This is a genomic window from Candidatus Leptovillus gracilis (assembly GCA_016716065.1).
Lineage (GTDB): Bacteria > Chloroflexota > Anaerolineae > Promineifilales > Promineifilaceae > Leptovillus > Leptovillus gracilis.
The window spans coordinates 42212-63071 of record JADJXA010000012.1 but is presented as its reverse complement, the minus strand read 5'-3'; the positions used below and the strand labels follow the sequence as shown (position 1 = coordinate 63071).

Here is a 20860-nt window from a genome sequence, read left to right as displayed (position 1 = left end):
ACGTGAAGTATGAAAGCAGTTGTTTTGCAAGACAAGGGGGTGATGGTCTATTGTGATGCACCCACCCCAACACCGCGAGCCGGTTATGTGCGGCTGCACGTGCAGGCCGCATCTATCTGCGGCTCGGACATTAAGCGCTATGTTTCTGGCCATCGTCTGTACCCGCTTATTCTGGGTCACGAGGTCGCCGGGATTATTGACAGCGTTGGCGAGGGCGTCAGCCCGGACCTGATTGGCAAACACGCGGCCGTTATTCCGGTTGTGCCCTGTTTTGCCTGCGAGCAGTGCCAACGCGGCTATTATTCGGCCTGCCACAGTTACTCCTTTATCGGTTCGCGGGAACATGGTGGCTTTGCCGACTACCTGGAACTGCCAGAGCGTAACGCCCTCATCGTGCCAGATGAGCTGCCATTTGCTTATGCGGCGCTGATTGAGCCATCTACAGTGGCGCGCCACATGCTGGCTTTGGGCGATTTTCAGGCGGGGCAAACGGCCGTTACCCTCGGCGCTGGTTCGATTGGGCTGATGATCGTGCAGTGGCTGCGCATCCTCGGCGCCAGCCTCATCATCTGCACCGATGTCTCCGACGACAACCTGGCGACAGCGCGGCAGTTGGGCGCGCACGTCACCCTCAATCCCCGGCAGGTAGACGTGGTCGCCGAAGTGCGCCGGTTAACCGGCGACGGCGTAGACATCACTTTGGAAGCGGCCGGCGTGCCCCAAGCCCTGCGGCAAAGCGTGCCCATCACCCGGCCACGCGGCAAAATCATCTGCGGCGGCAACCAGCCGCTCGACCAAAGCCTGCCGCTGTCGTTCATCGAGGAGATGATGCGCCGCGAATTGAGCATCATCGGCTGCTTCATGTCTTACTCCGCGCCCTTTCCCGGCCATGAATGGACGGATACGGTGGCAGCGCTGCTTGACGGCGGGCTGGACATGGAGACCATGATCTCCCACCGCCGCCCTCTTGCCGCCGCCCCGGACATCTTCGCCCAAATTGGCGCGCACCAACTCACCCACCGCAAAATCATTCTCACGCCGTAAGCGGCGGAATACCACGGAGATCCCATGACACTATGTAACCTCAAACCCTGGCTCCTGCGCGCCCAGCGCGAAGGGTTTGCTGTGGGGGCGTTCAACGCCAATACCCTAGAACAGGTCCAGGCCATCGTCGCCGCGGCGCAGGCTGAAAATGCGCCGGTGATGATTCAGGTCAGCCATCGCGCCCTGGGCTACATCGGCCAGGGCAATGAAGTGCGCGGCCTGCAATATGTGGCGGCTATCGGCCAGATTGCCGCCGCCAGCGTAGATGTGCCCGTCGCCCTGCATCTGGACCACGCCAACGAAACCGAAGTGCTGCAAGCCATCGCCCTGGGCTTCACCTCTGTCATGTTTGACGGCGCTGAACTGCACTTCGCCGACAATGTTGCCATCACCCGGCGACTGCGTGAAGCGGCGCAGGCGGCCGGCGTCTGCCTGGAAGCGGAAATCGGCGAAGTGCCCAAGCCGGATGGCGCGCCCTTCGACCCGGCGGCCATCGCCCTGACCGACCCTGCCGCCGCCGCTGAATTTGTTCGGGCCACCGGCGTGGATACATTGGCGATTGCCCTGGGATCGGTGCATGGGCTGAAGGAGAAACACGTCACCCTGGACCTGGCGCGGCTGCGGGCGATTCGGGCATTGGTGAATGCGTCGCTGGTGCTGCATGGTTCGTCGGGCGTCACCGACGCCGACATTGCCCAGGGCATTCAAATGGGCTTGTGTAAGGTGAACGTGGCGACTCAGTTGAACAAAGCGTTTACAACGGCCGTGCGCCACACCCTCGCCACATCCCCAGACCTGGTTGACCCACGTCCCTATCTGGCGGCCGGCCGCGCTGCCCAAATGGAAGCCGTGCGCGAGCGAATCCGTTTCTGCGGTTCGGCCGGTAAAGCTGAGTTGTGTTGAGACGCACCATGATTTTATGCCTGAACGCCAACGCCGCCATAGATAAAACCGTCACCGTGCCCGCCTTCCGGCTCGGCCGAATCCATCGCCCGACCACGGTGATCGCCCTGCCGGGCGGCAAGGGCTGTAATGTCGCCCGCGCGCTGCAACAGTTGGGCGCAAAGCCGGTTGTCGCCGGTTGGGTGGGCGGCTGCGCCGGCCAGTTTATCGCCGCCGGGCTGCACCGTGAAGGCATTGCCACCGATTTCACGCCAACCGATGTTGAATCGCGCACCTGTCTTTCTATTCTGGATGAGGCAACGGGGGTGATGACCGAAATCTATGAAAATGGCGCACCGCTGCCGCCGGACACAGTGACCGCCCTGGTAGACCATTTCCAGGCGATTGTCGGCCGGTTTGCTGCCGTGACGCTCTCCGGCAGCCTGCCGCCGGGCGCGCCGCCCGATTTCTACGCCACGCTCATCGAAATCGCCCACGCGGCCAATGTGCCGACCTATCTGGACAGCAGTAAAGAGGCATTGCGTGATGGGGTGGCGGCACGGCCGTTTCTCATCAAGCCCAATCAGGCCGAAATCGGCGCCCTCACCGCCCGCCCGCTGCACAGTTTAGCCGATTACGCCGCCGCCGCTGCCGACATCGCCGCCCGTTATGAGACGATTGTGCTGTTGTCGTTGGGCCAGGACGGGGCGATTGCCGCCGGGAACGGCGAACTGCTGCGCGTTTACACGCCTCCTGTCGCCGCGCAAAGCGCGGTGGGGTCGGGTGATTGTTTGCTGGCGGGGTTGGCTTATGGCTTCACCACCGGCCTGCCTTTGGCCGAGGCTGTGCGCTGCGGCGTGGCGGCGGGCACGGCCAATACCCTCACTCTGGGCGCGGGGCGCTTTGCCCTGACCGACTTCCATTCGATTTTGGCGCAGGTGGTGGTGCGGGAAGAGATCGGCGACAATGACGCCGCTGGATCACGGTAACGGGATGGTTCGGCTGGCGCTCGCCACAAGTTTGCCATCGGAAGAGTCTCCTTGCACTCTCATCGATGGGAATGGGGCGTCAGCGAGTGGGGGCGCTCCAGGCCGTGGGCTTCCATCAGGGTCACATCGTCCATCACCTGGCGCGGTGGGCCGTCGGCGATGATGCAGCCCTCGTCCAGCAGCAGCACCCGGTCACACACTTCCAGGATCAGCTCCAGGTCATGGGCGGAGATGAGCATGGTCTCCGATGTGTTTTGCAGGAAACGAATCAGGCGGCGGCGGGCGCGAATGTCCAGGTTGGCGCTCGGCTCGTCGTAAATGACCAGCCGGGGCTGCATCGCCAACACCCCGGCGATGGAGACCATGCGCTTTTCGCCGCCGGAGAGGTGATGGGGCGGGCGCTGGGCCAGGTCGGTTGTGCCGGTGAGGGCCAGCGCAGACGCGACTCTGGCCTGCACGTCGGCCGGTGACAGGCCCAGGTTTTGCGGGCCAAAAGCCACGTCGTCCCACACCGATGGACTGAAGAGCTGGTCGTCGGGATTTTGGAAGAGCAGACCGACCTGGGGATGGAAACGGCCGTTCCTTACCTGCTCGCCAAACAGTTCCACCACTCCCCCGGATGGGGCCAACACGCCACAAAATAGATGAAACAATGTCGTCTTGCCCGCCCCGTTGGGGCCAATCACCCCTACTCGTTCGCCAGGAGCAATGGTGAGATTCAGGCCGTGCAGCACAACCCGCTCGGCGCTGTAAGCAAACGACAGGTCACGCGCGTGCAGCGCCGCAGGGGAGATGGGGAGATGGGGAGATGGGGAGCGAGTTTCTCTCCCCATCTCCTCTGCTCTTTCCATAATAGGTTTCATCCTAACATCGCCTCCGCCAGAACAAAGCCCAGGGCGACGAGCAGAACGGCCGTTAACGCCGCCCAATCTCGCCCGGTAGTCATAAACCCGTCGGCCGGCCGGGCTACCGTTTGCCCATAACCGCGCAGCACCATCGCCTGATACACCCGCTCCGATTGTTCATAGCTGCGCACCAACAGCGTACCGGCTACGGCCGCCAACGCGCGCGCGCCGCGCGCGCTCAACCGCCCGGCCGCAAAGCCGCGCAGCCGCATTGCCCGCTCCATCGTGCGCAAATCGTGGCCTAATTCAAAGATGTAGCGATAGGTCAGCAGCAGCATGTCGGCCAGGATGGGCGGCAGGCGCAGCGCCCGCATCGCCTTGATGGTTGTCAGAAACGGAGCCGCGCCAAACAGCACCAGGCTGATGGTGAGAATGCAGACGAATTTGACGAAAATGAGCAAAAACTCCAGCAGCCCTTCCTGCCGCAGCGCCAGCGGGCCAAGCTGCCACAGCACTGTCTGCCCGCTAAAAAAGGGCAGCAGCACGGCCACCGCCAGCAGAAAAATGCCCGGATAGCGCAGGCGGTTGAACCAAAAGGTGATGGGCAGGCGCGAGAGGAGGAAGAGAACGGCCGTAACCAGGCCCATCATCGGCAGCAGTGCCATCTGCTGCACAAACGAGAAGGCAAAAATTAGCGCCAGCAGCCCCACCAGCCGCGTCCGCGCCTCCCACCGGTGTATGGGCGAGTCGAGATAGGCGAATTGTTCCAGTCCTAAATCCATAGGGTTCGTATTTGGGAATCCGTGTTCCGTGTTCCGTTGGCACTTACCAGAGGCAGCACCCTACCGATTACCGCTTACGGCCGTTAGCCATCATCTCCGGCTTCACCCGCAGCAGAAAAGCCACGACGAAGACGGTAAACACGCCCTCGATCAGCGCCAGGGGCAAATGGGCCAATGTCAGGGCGGTGACGGCTGCCCGTTCCATCTCCACAGCCAGCGTGGCCGGAATGGTGGTGATGAGCAGGCTGAAGGCGATGAACGCCGCCAGCGCCAGCCCCACCGCCCCGGCGACAAACGCCGCCGCACCGATGATGGTTCGCTGCTTAGGGCTGGCGGGATCGGCCGGGGCCAGCCGCAGCCCCAACCGGAAGAGGCCATAAGCCAGCAGCGCCGGAATGCCCATCATCGCCGCGTTCACACCCAACGTTGTCAGGCCGCCATGTTGGAACATGATGGCCTGCAAAAACAGGCCGATGAGGATGGCCGGGAAGGCGTAATAGCCCAGGACCACCCCCAGCAGTCCGTTTAGCACCAGATGCACGCTGGTCGGTGGCACGGGAATGTGAATCCACGAAGCGACGAAGAAGGCGGCCGTCAGCAGGGCGGCTTTGGGCACGCCTGCCTGCGGATTCGCCTGCTGATTGATTTTGCGCAGCGAAAGCCACGTCGCGACGCCAGTCACGGCGTAGCCGCCCACCAACACGCTCGTCGGTAAGATGCCATCAGGAATGTGCATGGGCTGGCCTCCGCGAGAAATAGAGCGCCGTGCCCACCATGCCCCACACCACGCTGGCCGACATGAGGATGATTTGTGGCGTCGTGTAGCCGGCCGCGGCGGCTTGGCTGCCGCCGCCCACGGGAATGTGGATGATGTCGCCATGCCCCGCCTGCCGCACCTGTACGTCCCAGGTTCCGGGCAAAGCGGGGTCAGGGGTGAAGGTAAAACGGCCGTTCTCATCCGCCACCCCTGTCAACCACGGCGTCGCCGGGTCGTTGGGCGCATACACCACCACCTGCCCGCCGCCCATCGGCTCGCCGGAATCATAACGCGCCTGAATTTGAATCACTGTGTCCAGACTATACTCAATCTTGGCTCCGTGCGCGGCGGCTGTCGCCGTTCCCGCCAGCAGCCAGACCAACGCGGCTGTCCACCAAATCTGTCGTTTCATGGTTATCCTGTGAAAATGGGAGCGCGGACGGGACGTCCGCCCTGGCAGGCGAAACGCCTGCGCTTCCAGGGCTTTCAAGTGAATTCAGCGGCCCTACTGGCTGTGACAATGCCCTTCGCCGACGTGCCCCAGGCTGGGCAAAATGTCTACCAACGCCTGATACGCGGCCGGGTCCATTTGCGCTTGTAGGTCGCTCAGGGTGGCATTGAGTTGGCCGCCGCTGGCCACGGCCGCAAACGGGGCAAAACCGGGCGCGCCCAGGTTCAGGTCATCGTCGGCCGGTGTAGCGGCGTCGCCGAAGATATGGTCGAAGTGGAAGGTCAGTTCCAGGTCGGTTGTGCTGTTGGCTGCCAGGATGCCTTTGCGCCCATCGCCCACGTAGTCGCCGCACCAGTATTCGTAGCTGGTAGGGATGCTAATGGTGAAGGGGATGGTTTGGGAACCGGCAACGGCCGTGCCCACCATCACCAGAGTGCTGCCCGCCGCCGCGCCATCGGCCGCCGGGGCCATCCGCCACGACAGTGCGTTAAACTGCCCGGCCGGCGCATCGGCCGCTGCGCCAATGAACAGTGGTTCCGCGTCCGCGCCACCCTCGGCCAGATCCACCAGATGTACGCCAGGCAGCGCCGCCCGCGTTTTGCTTTCAATTGGCGCTGCCGAATGGGCGTCGTAAGGCGGATCGGTTTGGTAGGCGGTGATGTCGCTCAGATTCACGTAGACATGATCAAAGGTAATCTCCCAGCCATCTTTCGACACAAAACCTTGCCGCACAAAATCCTCGCCATTGGCGCGGAAGGCCAGTTCGCCTGTCTCCGCTGGCGAACACGCCATCAGCAGAGACAACATAAGCAATAATAGTAGTGATAACGACCATGTGATTCCTGTTTTCATTACTGTCTCTCCTTGAAAGAATTGATGACAAAAAACAAAGGGATACAAGGGACAAAAGGGGGTTATGTGGCGCAGGCTGCGCAGAGGCCAGGCAGCGAGACGTGGTGCAAATCCACCACAAAGCCTTGCGTCTGCTGGCACTGCTGCGCCAATCCATCCAGCGGCGACGCCTCCATCTCTGCCACCTGCCCGCACTGGCGGCAAACCAAGTGGATGTGTGGCCCATGATGCAGCGACGAGTAAACTACGCCGCCTTCGCCCAGGTCTGCCCGCTGGATCAGCCCTTGCTCCACCAGGAAGTTGAGCGTGCGGTACACCGTTGCCAGATTGACGCCGCTGGCCTGGCCTTGCACGATGGTAAACACCGCTTCGGCCGTCAGGTGCTCGTGAGGCTCGCCTTGCAGCAGCGCGGCGATAATCATCTCCCGCTGTGGTGTGATGCGGAATTGGCGCTGGCGCAGGGTGTCCAGAATGGTTTGCAGATCGTACATGCGAATTTTCCTTATTGCAATTATTTGCAATAACGTCATTCTATCTGATCAGGCGTAAAATACAAACCAGGGAGTTTGTAAGAGCCTTGACCTGTATTCGGTAATCTATAATCCGTAATCCGTGTTCCGTAGGGTGCGGCCTATGGCAAATGCTGACGGAAAACGGATTACGGAACATGGTTTACGGCTCAGGATGGAACTATACGGCCGTGACCGACGTCTTTAACCACAACATAGTTCTTGTCCAATCCTTTGTCCCTTACGTTCCTTTGTATAGCAGGAGGCCATCATGTCTAAAAACGCTCAGATCATTCTCGTCCTTGTCTTTGTTGCTCTGGCGGCTGGGTTGGCCGGGTTAAGCTGGTACTACGCCAACCTGCCCGACCACCTGAGCCAACATGAGACCATCATCCTGGGCCAGAGCGATCTGGTTCCGGGCAGCACGGCCGTTTTGCGTGTAGCCGTGCGTGACAGCCGAGACGCCGCGCCGCTGACCGGGGCCACCGTGAACGTCCGGCTGCAAGCTCCCGGTGGCGCAGCCCAAACCGTTTACAGCGGCCAGACCGACAGCCTGGGCACGGCCGATGTCGCATTCGCTGTGCCCGATGACGCCCAAAGCGACTACACCCTGATCATCGAAACCGCCTCTCCCCTGGGCGACGACCGCGTGGAACGCCCCATCACACTCAGCCGTGACTACCGCATCCTGCTCACTACCGACAAGCCACTCTACCAACCCGGACAGGTCATTCACCTGCGCGCCCTGGCGCTGAGTACCTTCGACCGCGTTCCGGCCGCCGGGCAAGCGTTGGAAATCGCCATCGCCGACGGCAAAGGCAATACTGTCTTCCGCCAGACCGTGCCCATCTCCGCTTTTGGCGTCGCCAGCGCCGATTTTCAGCTTGCCGGAGAAGTGAATACCGGCCCTTACAAAATCACCGCCACGCTGGGCGGTGACTCCTCGGAAAAAACCGTCACCGTGGAGCGGTACGCGCTGCCCAAATTTAACGTCACCCTGACCACCGACCGCGCCTATTACCGCCCTGGCGATGTCGTGCGCGGCAGCCTAAACGCCGCCTACTTTTTTGGCAAGCCGGTGGCCGACAGCGCCATCACCCTTACCGGGTTCACGTTTGATTTTGAGCGCCAGGACGCCGTCGCCCTGCAAGGGGTGACCGACGCGCAGGGTGGTTACGAATTTGAATTCACTCTACCTGGGTTTATTGTGGGCAGTGATTTGGAAGGTGGGTTGGGCATGTTCTACCTGCAAGCCAGCGTCACCGACCAGGCCAACCAGACTGAAGCCAAGCAGTTGTCGCTGCCCGTGTCTGAGCAAGGACTGATCATTGAGGCCATCCCCGAAGGTGGGCAGTTCCGTTCCGGCGTGGAGAATTTGCTCTACGTGCTGGTCAGCACGCCGGATGGCGCGCCGGCCCCAGCCGAATTGTCGGTGGCGTGGCAGAGCGAGGGGTTGGCGGACACGGCCGTTACCAACCCCTACGGCCTCGCCCAATTTCCCATCACCCCCACCAACCCCTACCAACAACTCACCATCACCGCCAGCGATGCGCAAGGGCGCAGCGCCAGCCAGACTTTCTACTTCGATGGCAGCTACCAGGCCGAGTCGGTGCTGCTGCGCCCCGACAAGCCCATCTACCAGGTGGGCGAGACGATGAATCTGGTGATCCTCACCTCGGCACAGAGCGGCGCGGTTTACCTGGACATCATCCGCGAGGGGCAGACCATCAGCACCCGCGCCCTGCCCATTACCGACGGCCAGACGTTGACGGCCGTTGACATACCCCCCGATTTCTTCGGCACGTTGGAACTGCACGCCTACAAAATCTTGCGCGACGGGACCATCGCCCGCGACACGCGGCTGGTGCTGGTGGACGAGGCCAACGATTTAGCCCTCACCCTGGCGCCGGATAAAGAAGAGTATAGGCCGGGGGAAACGGCCGTTCTCACCATCCACACCGCCGGGCAAACCGGCGAAGGGGTGGCCTCCGCCATTGGGTTGGCCGTTGTGGACGAGGCCGTCTTCGCCCTGGCCGAGCAAGACCCCGGTTTCGCCAAACTCTACTTCATGCTGGAGCAAGAGCTGCTCCAGCCCAAGTATGACCTGCACGGCTTCTCTGTGCCCGATTTGCTCACCGATCAGCCGGTTGCCGACGCCGCTTTACGCGCCGCGCAGGAGGGGGCGGCGGCCGCTTCGCTGGCCGAAGCCGCGCCGCAGTCGGTCAACTTCAGCCTGCAAGCCAACTCCCACGACGACGCCATGCAACTGGCCTACGAGCACCAGGACAATTACTTCACCATCCTCAGCGGTGGTCTGTTTGCCCTGATGTTGACCGTAGCCCTGGCGATTGGCGGGATTACGGCCGTGGCCGTCTGGCGCGCCGGTAGTTTTTGGAAAAAGTTGGGTACGGCCGTTGGCCTCGGCGTAGTTGGTCTCATCTTCCTCTACGGCCTCATCACCCTGGTCAACGACGTGTTCTGGCGCTCCGGCGATACGATTATGAGCCTGCTGGCGCTGGCCTGTTTGGGCAGTTTTATTGCGCTGCTGGTCATCGCCTGGCGCAAAAAAGAGCGGGCGCTGAGTTGGGGTCTCTGGCTGCTGCTGGCTTTCGTCGTGCTGCTGCCGCTGCTGGTCGTCGTGGGCGACATGGGCAGCTTTAATCCTGACGACACCTGGCTGTGGCTGACAATCGTCGTTTTGCTGCTGATTCCGCTGGCCTTTTTGCTGCACGCGGCCGGATTTGTGTGGCAGAAGCGGTGGGGAACGGCCGTTCTCGCCTTGTTCGTGGCCCTGGGCGCGGCGGCCGTGCCGCTGGCCGGGACGATGGCTTCACAAGTGGGCACGACCTTGGGCCGCACGGGAATGGGGCTGGATGGCGGCATGATGATGAACGACATGGTGGTGGAAGCCGAGGTGATGATGGCCGTCGAGGAGATGGCCCCCATGCCCACGGCCGCGCCTGCCGCCGACAAATCTGCCTCAGGCAGCGAACCGCCCCGCCTGCGCCAATACTTCCCCGAAACCATGTTCTGGCTGCCCGATGGCGAGACGGACGCCAATGGCAACCTGGTCGTAGACATCCCCGTCGCCGATTCGATTACCACCTGGCGATTAACGGCGCTGGCGAGTTCACAAGACGGCCGTTTGGGTTCGGCCACCGGTGGCTTGCGCGTCTTCCAGGAATTTTTTGTGGATTTGAATCTGCCGCTGGCCCTCACTGTCGGCGACGAAATCGCCGTGCCGGTGGGCGTCTTCAACTACCTGCCCGACGCCCAGACCGTGCGCCTAGTCGTCGAAGACGCGAGCTGGTTCACCCTGCTGGACGAGCGCGAAAAGTCCATCGAAATCGCCGCCAACGACATCGAAGTGGTCTACTTCCGCGTCCGCGCCGACCAGTTTGGCCGCCAGCCGTTCACCGTCACCGCCTGGGGCAGCACGATGAACGACGCCATCCGCAAGGAAGTGCAGGTGGTTCCTAACGGGAAGGAGATACGCGGGAGCGAAAGCGGCCGTTTGACTGTCGGCGAACCCATCCAGACCAACGTCGCCATCCCCACCGACGCCATCCCCGGCACGCAGGCCATCACCGTCAAAATCTACCCTGGCGTGGTCAGCCAGGTGGTGGAAGGGCTGGACAGTATGCTGCAAATGCCCAACGGCTGCTTCGAGCAGACATCTTCCACCACCTATCCCAACGTCCTGGTGCTGGATTATTTGCAAGCCAGCGGCCAGGTCTCGCCCGAAGTGCAGTTTAAGGCCGAGGATTACATCAACCTGGGCTACCAACGGCTGACGACTTTTGAAGTGAACGGCGGCGGCTTTTCGCTCTTCGGCTACCCGCCGGCCGACCGGATGCTGACAGCCTACGGGCTGCAAGAGTTCAGCGATATGAGCCGCGTATTTGAGGTAGACCCGGCGCTGGTGCAGCGGGCCGCCCGCTGGCTGCTGGACCAACAGCAGGGCGATGGCTCCTGGGAAAACGATCAGGGCCTCGTCCACGAAACAACCTGGAGCAGCCTGGAGAACGACCGCCTGCCGGTGACGGCCTACATTGTCTGGAGCCTGACGGAAGCGGGCTTTTACGACGAGTCGGGCACGCAGCGCGGCCTGAGCTATGTGCGCCAGCACGTCAGCGAAGCTGGCGATCCCTACGTAATGGCGCTGGTCGCCAATGCCCTGGTCTCGGCTGATTTAGCCGGGGGTGGCGATATAAGCGACGTGACCGAGAGCGTGCTGAATCAACTGGCGGGCCTGGCGCAGCCGGATGGCAGCGGCGGCGTCTCCTGGTCCAGCGGCGTCGCCAGCTTCGCCGGCAGCGAGGGGCAGACGGGCAGCATCGAAACAACGGCGCTGGCGGCGCTGGCTTTCTTGCGCGCCCAAAGCCATGATGACGTGGCCAACGACGCCCTGACCAGTCTCATCAGCCAGAAGGACAGTTTTGGCACGTGGTACAACACCCAGGCGACTATTTTGGCCTTGAAGGCGCTGATTGAGACGGTGCGTAGTGGGGCGGAAGATATGAACGCCGCGGTCACCATCACCCTGAACGGCGGCCAGACGCGCACATTGCAAGTGACGCCGGAGAATTTCGACGTGGTGCAGCAAATCAGCTTTAGCGATGCGCCGCTGGGCGACAGCGTGGTGGGCATCACCGTCGAAGGCGAAGGCAGCCTGATGTACCAGGTGACCAGCAGCTACTACTTGCCCTGGGAAAAGCTGGCCGATTACCCGGAATTGATGAATGTTGAGGAAGCGCTGACGATTGACGTGGCCTACGACCGCACAGAGCTGGCCGTCAATGAGGCCGTGACGGTGGATGTGGCGGTAACGCTGAACGGCGCTGGCGCCTATGCCAAGCAGGCGCTGATTGACCTGGGCATTCCGCCCGGCTTTGTGGTGAATACGGACGATCTGGCGTTGTTGGTGGCGCGGAGCAACCAAACGGCCGTCGCCGAAGGCCAGCCATCCATCCAACGCTACGAACTAACCGGCCGGCAAATCCTCATCTACCTCAACAACCTCAGCGGCGGGCAGCCCCTCAGCTTCAGCTACCGGCTGACGGCGCAGTACCCGCTGCGCGCCCAAACCCCGGCCAGCAGCGCCTACGACTACTACAACCCTGATGTAAATGGCGAACATGCGCCGGAGATGTTGGTGGTGGCGGAGGAAAGTTAGGTCCTGAAATAGAGTTGTCAAATCTTTAAGATTTGGCAACTCTATACTTTTTTATTCGTGGTGGTGGGTGTAGCCCACTCATGAAGTCTCCTTTATAATTATGCCACTTTTACCTCTTTGTCCCTTTGTCATCAATTCTTCAGGAGGCAGCAATGGCAACCCCAACCCATCCCCTGGCCGGAAAACCCGCGCCACGCAGTCTATTGGAAAACATCCCTCGTCTTATTTCCGCGTATTACACCCACAAACCGGACTCAACCGACCTGGCGCAGCAGGTGGCGTTTGGCACGTCGGGGCATCGCGGCAGTTCGTTGGACGGCAAGTTCAACGAGGACCACATCCTGGCGATTTGCCAGGCGTTGGTGGAGTACCGGCGCGGGCAGGGGATTGATGGGCCGTTGTACGTGGGCATGGACACGCACGCTTTGTCGGAACCGGCGCTGGCAACGGCCGTTGAAGTGTTTGCCGCCAACGAGGTAGACATCGTCATCCAGGCCGGGCTGGGGTACACACCCACGCCGGTCATCAGTCACGCCATCCTGACGCACAACTACATGGGCAAAGGGGGCACGGCCGATGGCGTGGTCATCACCCCGTCGCACAACCCGCCCAACGATGGCGGTTTTAAATACAACCCCCCTTCCGGCGGTCCGGCGGACACAGGCACCACCAAAGTGATTCAGAATCGGGCCAATGAAATCATGCGGCAGGGATTAACGGCCGTGCGCCGTATGCCCTATCAAAAAGCGCTGCAAGCCCCCACGACCCACCTTTACGATTACATCACGCCCTACGTGGCCGATCTGGGCAGCATTATCAACATGCCGGCTATCGCCGCCGCCGGGCTGAAAATTGGCGTGGATCCGTTGGGTGGGGCGGGCATCGCCTATTGGGAACCGATTGTGGCGATGTATGGGCTGGATTTAGAGGTGGTGAACACGGCCGTTGACCCCACCTTCGCCTTCATGACTGTAGACAAAGACGGCAAAATCCGTATGGACTGCTCCTCGCCATATGCGATGGCCGGCCTGATCAGCCTGAAAGACCAGTTTGACGTGGCCTTTGGCAACGACCCGGACTACGACAGGCACGGCATCGTGACGCCCAGCGCCGGTCTGCTGAACCCCAACCATTACCTGGCTGTGGCTATCTGGTATCTGTTCCAAAACCGACCGGGCTGGCGGCCCGATGCGGCGGTGGGTAAAACGCTCGTTTCCAGTTCGATGATTGACCGTGTGGCCGCCCATCTGGGGCGGCGGCTGGCGGAAGTGCCGGTGGGTTTTAAGTATTTTGTGGATGGGCTGGTGGATGGCTCTTACGGTTTTGGCGGTGAGGAAAGCGCCGGGGCCTCCTTTTTGCGGCAGGATGGCACGGTGTGGACGACGGACAAGGACGGCATTATTTTGGATTTGTTGGCGGCGGAGATAACGGCCGTTACCGGCCAGGACCCCGGCCAGCATTATCAGGCGCTCGAAGCGCAGTTTGGCAGCCCAGTTTACGAGCGTATGGATGCCCCGGCCAACCGCGAACAAAAAGCGGTCCTGGCCAGCCTGTCGCCAGAGATGGTCGAGGCGGCCGAGCTGGCCGGCGAACCCATCACCGCCAAACTCACCCGCGCGCCGGGCAACAACGAGCCTATCGGCGGGTTGAAAGTGGTGACGCAAAATGGCTGGTTTGCCGCACGGCCGTCGGGCACGGAAGAGATTTATAAAATTTACGCCGAGAGCTTCAATGGGCCGGAACACCTGAAGCGTATTCAAGAAGAGGCACAGACCATCGTTCAGGCGGCGTTCCGCAAAGCAGGTATATAGACGATTGGGGCCGCTGGCAGTAAGACCTGGCAGGTTTCACAAAACCTGCCAGGTCTTGGTCTTACGACAACTGTTCCTGAAAAAACGCAGTCATCCGATTGTAGACTGTTACCCGGTTTTCAAATTTCAGCACGTCGTGGCCTTCGTCGGCAAAGAGCAAATAATCCACTGTTTTGCCCAACCCGCGCAGCTCCTCCACCAGTTCCCGCGATTCTTGCTCAATGACACGCGGGTCGTTTTGCCCCTGGACGACCAGCAGCGGGCATTCGATCTGATGGATGTAGGTGCGCGGCGAACGTTCTTGCAAAAACTCTTGCTCCGTCTCCGGGTCGCCAACCAGCATTTTCATGAATGGCTTCCATGTTTCCGGCACACGCCCGGCAAATTGGCTCAGATCATACGGGCCAAACATATCCACCGCCGCCGACCACAGCTCTGGGTGGCGGCTGGCCAGGGTTAGCGTCATATAACCGCCATAAGAACGGCCGACCACCCCGGCGCGGCTGACGTCCAGGCGGGGGTCTTGGGGCAATACCTGGGTCATGGCGTGAACGTGGTCCAGCCGGTCCTGGCCGCCCCAGTCGCGCTCGACGCGCTTCATGTAGGCAAAGCCGTAGCCCGTGCTGCCGCGGACGTTGGGCACAAAAACGGCAAAGCCGTTGAGGGTGAGGAATTGGATGAAAGGCATGGAGAACCAGGCGAAATCGGGTCGTTCCTGTCCCTGGGGGCCGCCGTGAACGTAGTAGATTAACGGCCGTTGCCCCTCATAGCCTAATTCCGCTGCCGGTAGATACAGCCGGGCCGATATGCGCAGCCCATCATACGAGACAAACGAGGCGTCTTCGCCGGCCGAAAGCAGGTCTGGGGCGATGCCCAGCACTTGCTCGTTGGTGTGCCGCCGAATCTGGTCCCGTGCGGCCCCTTCGATCGTGTAAAGCTGCGTCGGCGAGGTGGAGGTGGAGAAGGAAAGGGCAAAGCGGTCGCCGGCTGCGTCGTAGGTCACCGATTCCAGCACACCGTTGGACAATTCCCCTTCGCCGCAAAGTAAATGGACCAGGCTCATCGTCCAGGTTGTTTCGTCGAGTTCGCCTTCGTAGAGCCAGGTGCAGCCGTCAATGTTAAATTGCAGGCTGTAGCGGCTGCCAGTCAGATGTTCCACAGTTTCCATCTCGCCCACGCCGCTGTGGCGGACGCCCTTCAGGTGAATAGGCGTCACATGTTCCGGATCGGCGAAGGGCATGTAGGCCAGGCTGTAGCTGTCGTCGAAGAGGATGCTGGAGAAGATGAGGCCCTGCCCATTGGCGGTGAAGTGGAGGTTGGAAACGGCCGTTGGCTCCACCTTCTGCCCCGCCTGCCGCTGCGCCAATGTCACCCCATAAAAGTGCCGTGGCGTCTTGTCGGCCCGGCTGGCGTGGTAGAGGACGGGATCGCCCATGCCAAACTGCTCAGCCAGGATGAACTGGTCGTTGCTTTCGTTGATGCCCATCGGGAACATGCCATACGTGCCTTCGCTGATTTTTTCCAACTCACCGGTAGACATGTCGGCCAGGTAAGAGGTAAAGAGGGATTCGCTGCGCGATTGGGCGATGAAGTAGACGGTGTTTTGCGCCAACTTTTCGCCGACGGCCATGACGCTGTGATTGGGGAACGTCTCGCGGAAGGGAAATTCCGGGTAGCCGCCGTCTATGGAGATGATTGCCGGTTGGTAATTTTCGTCACCGTCCTGGTCAATCAGCACCATGATTTTGCCTAGATCGGGGAAGACGATGAAGGAACGACCTTCGATGAGGTGTGGATTTTGCAGGGCGATGTTGCCGGGCAGCAGGGGTTGGGGCACGCTGCCGCCGAGTTTCATGCGGTAGAGGTTGTTACGGCCGTTTAAATTGCTGATGAAAAAAAGCTGGTCGCCCACTACTTGGGGCGTCAGAAACAGGCGCGCGGATAGAAGGGACTCGATTCGATACATGATATGATCTCCTTGTGAATGGGTAGTTTTTTTGTTGATCCGGCTATGGTGTGCTGCTGTTTTCTGTGGGACGGTGAACCGGGAAAAAGGCCAGCGTCAGGTTGTAAAGCGGGGTTTGCGGATCGGTCTCGTTGGTTTGGGAAAGCGCGTCGTATTCTTGCAGCAGGGCATCCAGACGGCCGTACAACGCCCGTGCCTGCTCCTCCGACAGATGAAAGTTTGCCCGCAGCAAACTGCCTTTGTGGGGCTGCCCTTTCTCTTTCAGATTTACCAGCCCGGCGCGGATGCTCTGCTGAAATTCGCGCTGCGCCATGGTAAAAAATGAGCCAAGCAGCGCATTCACCGGCCCTTCATCGCTGCTCGTCGCCAATAGGTTGTCGTCAATATGGTATTGGCGCGCCACCGCCTGATACCGCTTCTCAATAATGCCGGAGACGATTTGTGTATCTACCACATGAATGAACCCTTTTTCTTCCAATAAATTGATGTGGTAGTACAACTTCGTCGGCGGCAGGACAAGCGCGGCGGCCAATTCTTTGACAGTTTGTGCCTGCTTCAACCGTTCTAGCAGTTGCAGCCGCAGCGGGTGGGTGATGACCTTGAGGCTTTCGACGTCGGCGATGTTGAATTCGTCCAGAAGTTTGGACATCGGTTTATTCACCTTTGTTTAACCATTGTAATTATCTTGAATGATTGAGAAAAGTTTAATGCAAGACGGCCGTTTTGTCAATGGGTGTGTTTCATTTCAGTTAGGGGCAGTGGATTGGCAGGATTTGCTCCTCGACAGCACTTATCCACCTGTGCTTCTATATCAAATTATGATATTATTATTACCATGATAAAAATAAGATTATCATAAGGAAAAAGTGAAACATGACAAAAATCACCACCCATAGAGGCGAGATCATAGACGATCCACAAATTATTAAGACCTTGTTGAATGATCCCCGCGCTGGTTGGCTGTGGTTGGTCTTGCGCGTCTGGCTGGGCTGGCAGTGGTTGTCGTCTGGTTGGGGCAAAATTGGCAACCCCGCCTGGATGGATGGCGGTCAGGCGCTGCGCGGTTTCTGGCAAGGCGCCGTCGCCATCCCGGAGACCGGCCGTCCGCCGATTGCTTTTGATTGGTATCGCAGCTTTCTGCAAACCTTGCTCGACGCCCAGGCCTATACCTGGTTTGCCAAATTGGTTGTGTATGGCGAGGTGCTAATTGGCATTGCCCTGATTCTTGGTGCGTTCACCGGTGTCGCCGCCTTCTTCGGCGCGATGATGAACTGGAACTTTATGATGGCCGGCAGCGCCAGTACCAACCCCATGCTCTTCATCATTGCAGTTGGGCTGATCATGGCCTGGAAAGTGGCCGGGCACATCGGCGCCGATTACTTCCTACTGCGTTGGATTGGCACGCCCTGGGGCTGGGTGTACACCCCGACTGAAAAGCGCCTGTCCATCAGCCCTAACCAACCAGATTCAGCGCCTGCCGGGTAACGGCCGTCAGGTCGGGCAGCGGCGCTGGGATGGGTTCCAGCATGATGTGGCGTTGGGCGGCAACGGCCGCTGCCTCATCCCGCACCCGCTGCCAGGACGCCGGGTGCGCCGCCGCCAGCCACAACATCTGCTGCGCCAGCGCCGTTTCGCCTCGCGTCATGGCGACTTCTGCCAGCCCCACCAAAGCCGCTAACAGCAGCGGTTTCACGCCCAACTTCTGCGCCAACGCCAGCGCCTGGCCGTAGGCAGCCGCGGCCTCGGCTGTCTGCTCCAGTCGCCAATATGTATGCCCCAAATGCACCAGGGAAAAGATCATGCCCCGTTCATTGCTGGCCGCCTGCTTTAAAGCCAGACTTTCCTGCAAATAAACCAGCGCCTGTTCTGGCTGCCCCTGTGCGTTGGCGACGTCGCCCAGGTTATTCAGCAGAATAGCCACCCGCGCCTGGTTGCCTTCATTTTGTTGAATGGTCAGGGCTTGTAAATAGGCAGCCTGGGCGTCGGCGTATTCGCCGCGCGCCGCCAACACCAGCCCCAGATTCGCCAGCGAAGCGCCATACGCCGGCAGATTGCCGCCGGCCTCATCCAGCAAGACGGCTTCACGCAGCGCGGCCGCCGCCCCGTCGTTGTCACCCAGGCGGTGCAGCAGCAGCCCATAGTTGCTTAGCCCCTTCGCCAGCGATTGCGGCGCGCCCCGCTGCCGCAGCAAGACCAGGCTTTGGGCGAAAGATTCTTGGGCCAACGCATAATCGCCCTGGTTTTCCCAGGCGCGTCCCAATGCCGAAAGGGTGGTCGCCAGCGCCGCCTGGTCGCCCAACTCGCTGAAACATTGGCGCGCCTGCTGCAGGTGGGCGATGCCGCCAGCCGATTGGTCGAGCTGGGTTTCATAAGACCCCAGGACGCGCAGACAGTGCCCGACTCCGACCGCATCGTCTATTTGTTCCAACTCTGGCAAGACGGCGCGCAGTAGAGACACGGCCGTTTCCAACCGTCCCGTCTCGCCCATAAAATAGGCGCGCCAGGTATCCAGCCGGGCCACCAATCCGGCGCTCGCCGTGTCTTTTTGGCGCAGCGGGCGCAGGCGCTCGGCGGCGGCGGTAAATACCGTTTTGCCTTCTGTCAGCTTGCCGCTGTCGGCGAAGAAGGCGGCCAGCGGCGGCAGCATGACCGCCAGTTGGTCCACGTGGGCGTCAGCTACGGCCGTTTCCCAGGCATGGCGCACATTGTCCAACTCCACCCGAATGGCGGCGATGGCCGCCCGCTGCTGTGGCCCTTGCAAGGCGGGCTGCATCTGCTGCAAGAAGTTGGCGTAATAACGGCCGTACCGGGCCAATGCCCCCGCCTGTAAATCCGGCCGGTCGGCCAAAGCATCGGCGGCAAAGTGGCGCACCAGGGCGTGCAGCGCATACCGACCGGGGCGGGTCACCCGCAGCAGCGATTTGTCCACCAGCGCGGCTAACGCGGCCACCGACCGGCCACCGACCTCCAGCGCCGCGTCGCGGCTGAACTCGCCGCGAAAGAGGCTGATTTGCGCCAGCACCTCCTGCTCGACCGGCGTTAGCAACCGCCAGGCGTAAGCAAAAACGGCCGTGATGCCCTGTTGGCGCGCTGGCAAATCGGCCGCCCCTGGCGATTCAGCCAACAGGGCGATGTTGTGGCGCAGGGCAGCGGCAATTTCCTCCGCGGTGAAATGTTCGGTCAGGGCGGCGGTCAGCTCAATCGCCAGCGGCAAGCCATCCACCAGGCGGCAAATGTCGGCGACAGCGGCCAGATTGGTGGCGTTCAGGCTGAAGCCGGTCAACGTCTGGCCGGCGCGTTCGGCAAACAGGGCGATGCTGCCATTTTGCGCCACCGTCGCCAGCGTCATCTGGTCGGCTTCGGGCAGCGCCAGACCGCCGACGGGCACAACGCGCTCGGCGCGCACGCGCAGCCGCGCCTGAGACGTCGCCAGGATGGTGATCTGTGGCGCAGCCTCTAACAGCGCCGCCACAAACTGGGCGGCGGCCGGCAGCAGGTGTTCCAGGTTGTCCAATACCAGCAGCGCTGTTTTGTGCGCCAGATAAGCCGCCAGACTATCCCAGGGCGCATCAGGCTGTTGCAGGACCAGGCGCAGGTGGTCGCTTACGGCCGCAGCCAGGATAGATTGGGCCGATGCCGGGTCGGGCATGGGCACATCGGCCAGCGACGCGAACCAGACGCCATCGGCGAAGTCTGGCATCACCTGTTGGGCGGCGGCCAACGCCAGCCGCGTTTTGCCCACGCCGCCCGGCCCCATCAGCGTGATCAGCCGCGCCGCCGACCCCGACAAAATGGCGACCACCTGCGCCAGCAGTTCGTCGCGGCCAATGAGCGGGGTAGTCGGCGGCGGCAGGTTGTGGCGCAGAGCGTCATGGCGCAAAGCGGACGACGGCGGCGTGACCGGCAGGGTGTCTGTCTGGATGAGGCGATAAAGGGTGTTGGTTTCGGCCGATGGTTCAACGCCCAACTCGTCGGCCAATACCTGGCGGCAGCGCTCGTATTGGGCCAGGGCGGCGGCGCGTTGGCCGGAGTGGGCCAGCACCGCCATTAAGTCGCGGTGGGCGTTTTCTTGCCAGGGCAGCAGGTGCAGCAGGCGGCGCAGCGTATCGGCCTGCCGGGGCAGGTCGTTGGCCGCGGCATAACTGGCGCTGAGGCTGTGCAGGGCATGGACCATCTGTTGGTGCAGCGATTCTTGTTGCAGCAGCCGCCAGTCGGCAAAATCTGGGCTGTCGTCCAGCTGCAGGCCGGGCAAGAAGTCGCCATGGTAGAGAGAGACGGCCGTTGCCAACCAGTGGCGGCATTCCAGGCAGCCGCGGGCGTCGGCGTGGTCGTGATGGTCTACCGCCGCCAGCAGACGGCGCAGCGTTACCACATCCACCCATACGGCCGTATGGTCGGTATTCAACTGCACGCTCTGTTGGCTGATGATCAGGGCTGGCGGTTGGGTGGACAGCAGTGGGGCGGCTGCCTGCCGCAGGTTTGAAAGCGCCTGACGCAGGCTGGCGCGGGCGGCGGCCTGGCTGTATTCCCCCCAGAGCAGCGTCGCCAGAGTTTCCCGGCTGTACGGCCGTCCGCCGTTCAGGGCCAGGTAAGCCAGCAGCGCGCGAATTTTGTCCGAACGGAAAGCCGTCACCGGCGCTTCATCCACCTTTGCCTGAAAGGCTCCCAGCAGTTGCAGATGAAAAACAGCCATAACGGCGATTATAAGCCATTCGTCACGTTTTTGTAATGGTCACGATTTGCTCAAAGTCATTCTGAGCGGAGTCTTCGGAGCGAAGAATCCCAATTTGTCGGCA

Annotated in this window: 15 protein-coding genes; 6 read left to right on the top strand and 9 right to left on the bottom strand. The window is 61.2% G+C overall.

The window, feature by feature from the left end; all coding sequences use genetic code 11:
- The first annotated feature begins 9 nt into the window (after positions 1–9).
- The 3 genes from IPM39_22240 to IPM39_22230 are packed head-to-tail and all read left to right on the top strand — an operon-like array spanning position 10 to position 2915.
- The gene (locus IPM39_22240) at positions 10–1044 is read left to right on the top strand and encodes a galactitol-1-phosphate 5-dehydrogenase (GenBank protein ID MBK8988758.1); all 1035 of its coding nucleotides are present in this window, start codon (positions 10–12) and stop codon (positions 1042–1044) included.
- Positions 1045–1068: 24 nt separating this feature from the next.
- Positions 1069–1947 carry a class II fructose-bisphosphate aldolase gene (locus IPM39_22235; protein ID MBK8988757.1) on the top strand — a complete coding sequence of 293 codons (879 nt, stop codon included), beginning with the start codon at positions 1069–1071 and terminating at the stop codon, positions 1945–1947.
- Positions 1948–1955: 8 nt separating this feature from the next.
- Positions 1956–2915, top strand: a complete 960-nt coding sequence (locus IPM39_22230) for a 1-phosphofructokinase family hexose kinase (GenBank protein ID MBK8988756.1) — start codon at positions 1956–1958, stop codon at positions 2913–2915.
- A gap of 59 nt (positions 2916–2974) precedes the next feature.
- Here IPM39_22230 and IPM39_22225 read toward each other — a convergent pair whose 3' ends face one another.
- From IPM39_22225 to IPM39_22200, 6 genes are all read right to left on the bottom strand, one after another.
- On the bottom strand, positions 2975–3748 hold the full coding sequence (locus tag IPM39_22225) for an ABC transporter ATP-binding protein (protein ID MBK8988755.1): 774 nt from the start codon (positions 3746–3748) through the stop codon (positions 2975–2977).
- A 26-nt stretch (positions 3749–3774) separates the two neighbouring features.
- The gene (gene cbiQ, locus IPM39_22220) at positions 3775–4542 is read right to left on the bottom strand and encodes a cobalt ECF transporter T component CbiQ (GenBank protein ID MBK8988754.1); all 768 of its coding nucleotides are present in this window, start codon (positions 4540–4542) and stop codon (positions 3775–3777) included.
- 67 nt (positions 4543–4609) lie between these two features.
- Positions 4610–5278, bottom strand: a complete 669-nt coding sequence (gene cbiM / locus IPM39_22215) for a cobalt transporter CbiM (GenBank protein MBK8988753.1) — start codon at positions 5276–5278, stop codon at positions 4610–4612.
- Positions 5265–5711: a carboxypeptidase regulatory-like domain-containing protein gene (locus IPM39_22210; GenBank protein ID MBK8988752.1), complete on the bottom strand. Its 447-nt coding sequence runs from the start codon at positions 5709–5711 to the stop codon at positions 5265–5267. The genes cbiM and IPM39_22210 overlap by 14 nt, the downstream gene beginning before the upstream one ends.
- A gap of 93 nt (positions 5712–5804) precedes the next feature.
- Complete coding sequence (locus IPM39_22205) at positions 5805–6602, bottom strand: DUF4382 domain-containing protein (protein MBK8988751.1); 798 nt, start codon at positions 6600–6602, stop codon at positions 5805–5807.
- 62 nt (positions 6603–6664) lie between these two features.
- Positions 6665–7093, bottom strand: coding sequence for a transcriptional repressor (locus IPM39_22200; protein ID MBK8988750.1), 429 nt, complete (start codon positions 7091–7093; stop codon positions 6665–6667).
- 289 nt (positions 7094–7382) lie between these two features.
- Between IPM39_22200 and IPM39_22195 the strand changes: the two genes are divergently transcribed.
- A complete protein-coding gene (locus IPM39_22195) occupies positions 7383–12287 on the top strand; it encodes a hypothetical protein (GenBank protein ID MBK8988749.1) in 4905 nt (1634 codons plus the stop codon).
- A gap of 152 nt (positions 12288–12439) precedes the next feature.
- Positions 12440–14098, top strand: a complete 1659-nt coding sequence (locus tag IPM39_22190; GenBank protein MBK8988748.1) for an alpha-D-glucose phosphate-specific phosphoglucomutase — start codon at positions 12440–12442, stop codon at positions 14096–14098.
- A 61-nt stretch (positions 14099–14159) separates the two neighbouring features.
- On the opposite strand, the gene IPM39_22185 is transcribed toward IPM39_22190, so the two are convergent.
- Both IPM39_22185 and IPM39_22180 read right to left on the bottom strand, forming a co-directional pair.
- On the bottom strand, positions 14160–16064 hold the full coding sequence (locus IPM39_22185; GenBank protein MBK8988747.1) for a S9 family peptidase: 1905 nt from the start codon (positions 16062–16064) through the stop codon (positions 14160–14162).
- Positions 16065–16107: 43 nt separating this feature from the next.
- Complete coding sequence (locus IPM39_22180) at positions 16108–16713, bottom strand: helix-turn-helix domain-containing protein (protein ID MBK8988746.1); 606 nt, start codon at positions 16711–16713, stop codon at positions 16108–16110.
- A gap of 224 nt (positions 16714–16937) precedes the next feature.
- Between IPM39_22180 and IPM39_22175 the strand changes: the two genes are divergently transcribed.
- Positions 16938–17549, top strand: coding sequence for a DoxX family protein (locus IPM39_22175; GenBank protein ID MBK8988745.1), 612 nt, complete (start codon positions 16938–16940; stop codon positions 17547–17549).
- Here IPM39_22175 and IPM39_22170 read toward each other — a convergent pair.
- Positions 17518–20757 carry a tetratricopeptide repeat protein gene (locus tag IPM39_22170; protein ID MBK8988744.1) on the bottom strand — a complete coding sequence of 1080 codons (3240 nt, stop codon included), beginning with the start codon at positions 20755–20757 and terminating at the stop codon, positions 17518–17520. The genes IPM39_22175 and IPM39_22170 overlap by 32 nt on opposite strands.
- Positions 20758–20860 lie beyond the last annotated feature (103 nt).

What these genes read in the sequence shown, in the direction of transcription:
- IPM39_22225 (MBK8988755.1), bottom strand. Translation starts at nt 3,748, where the DNA reads ATGGGGAGAGAAACTCGCTCCCCATCTCCCCATCTCCCCATCTCCCCT.
- IPM39_22195 (MBK8988749.1), top strand. Translation starts at nt 7,383, where the DNA reads ATGTCTAAAAACGCTCAGATCATTCTCGTCCTTGTCTTTGTTGCTCTG.
- IPM39_22200 (MBK8988750.1), bottom strand. Translation starts at nt 7,093, where the DNA reads ATGTACGATCTGCAAACCATTCTGGACACCCTGCGCCAGCGCCAATTC.
- IPM39_22230 (MBK8988756.1), top strand. Translation starts at nt 1,956, where the DNA reads ATGATTTTATGCCTGAACGCCAACGCCGCCATAGATAAAACCGTCACC.
- IPM39_22180 (MBK8988746.1), bottom strand. Translation starts at nt 16,713, where the DNA reads ATGTCCAAACTTCTGGACGAATTCAACATCGCCGACGTCGAAAGCCTC.
- IPM39_22190 (MBK8988748.1), top strand. Translation starts at nt 12,440, where the DNA reads ATGGCAACCCCAACCCATCCCCTGGCCGGAAAACCCGCGCCACGCAGT.
- cbiM (MBK8988753.1), bottom strand. Translation starts at nt 5,278, where the DNA reads ATGCACATTCCTGATGGCATCTTACCGACGAGCGTGTTGGTGGGCGGC.
- IPM39_22170 (MBK8988744.1), bottom strand. Translation starts at nt 20,757, where the DNA reads ATGGCTGTTTTTCATCTGCAACTGCTGGGAGCCTTTCAGGCAAAGGTG.
- IPM39_22210 (MBK8988752.1), bottom strand. Translation starts at nt 5,711, where the DNA reads ATGAAACGACAGATTTGGTGGACAGCCGCGTTGGTCTGGCTGCTGGCG.
- IPM39_22205 (MBK8988751.1), bottom strand. Translation starts at nt 6,602, where the DNA reads ATGAAAACAGGAATCACATGGTCGTTATCACTACTATTATTGCTTATG.
- IPM39_22235 (MBK8988757.1), top strand. Translation starts at nt 1,069, where the DNA reads ATGACACTATGTAACCTCAAACCCTGGCTCCTGCGCGCCCAGCGCGAA.
- IPM39_22240 (MBK8988758.1), top strand. Translation starts at nt 10, where the DNA reads ATGAAAGCAGTTGTTTTGCAAGACAAGGGGGTGATGGTCTATTGTGAT.
- IPM39_22185 (MBK8988747.1), bottom strand. Translation starts at nt 16,064, where the DNA reads ATGTATCGAATCGAGTCCCTTCTATCCGCGCGCCTGTTTCTGACGCCC.
- cbiQ (MBK8988754.1), bottom strand. Translation starts at nt 4,542, where the DNA reads ATGGATTTAGGACTGGAACAATTCGCCTATCTCGACTCGCCCATACAC.
- IPM39_22175 (MBK8988745.1), top strand. Translation starts at nt 16,938, where the DNA reads ATGACAAAAATCACCACCCATAGAGGCGAGATCATAGACGATCCACAA.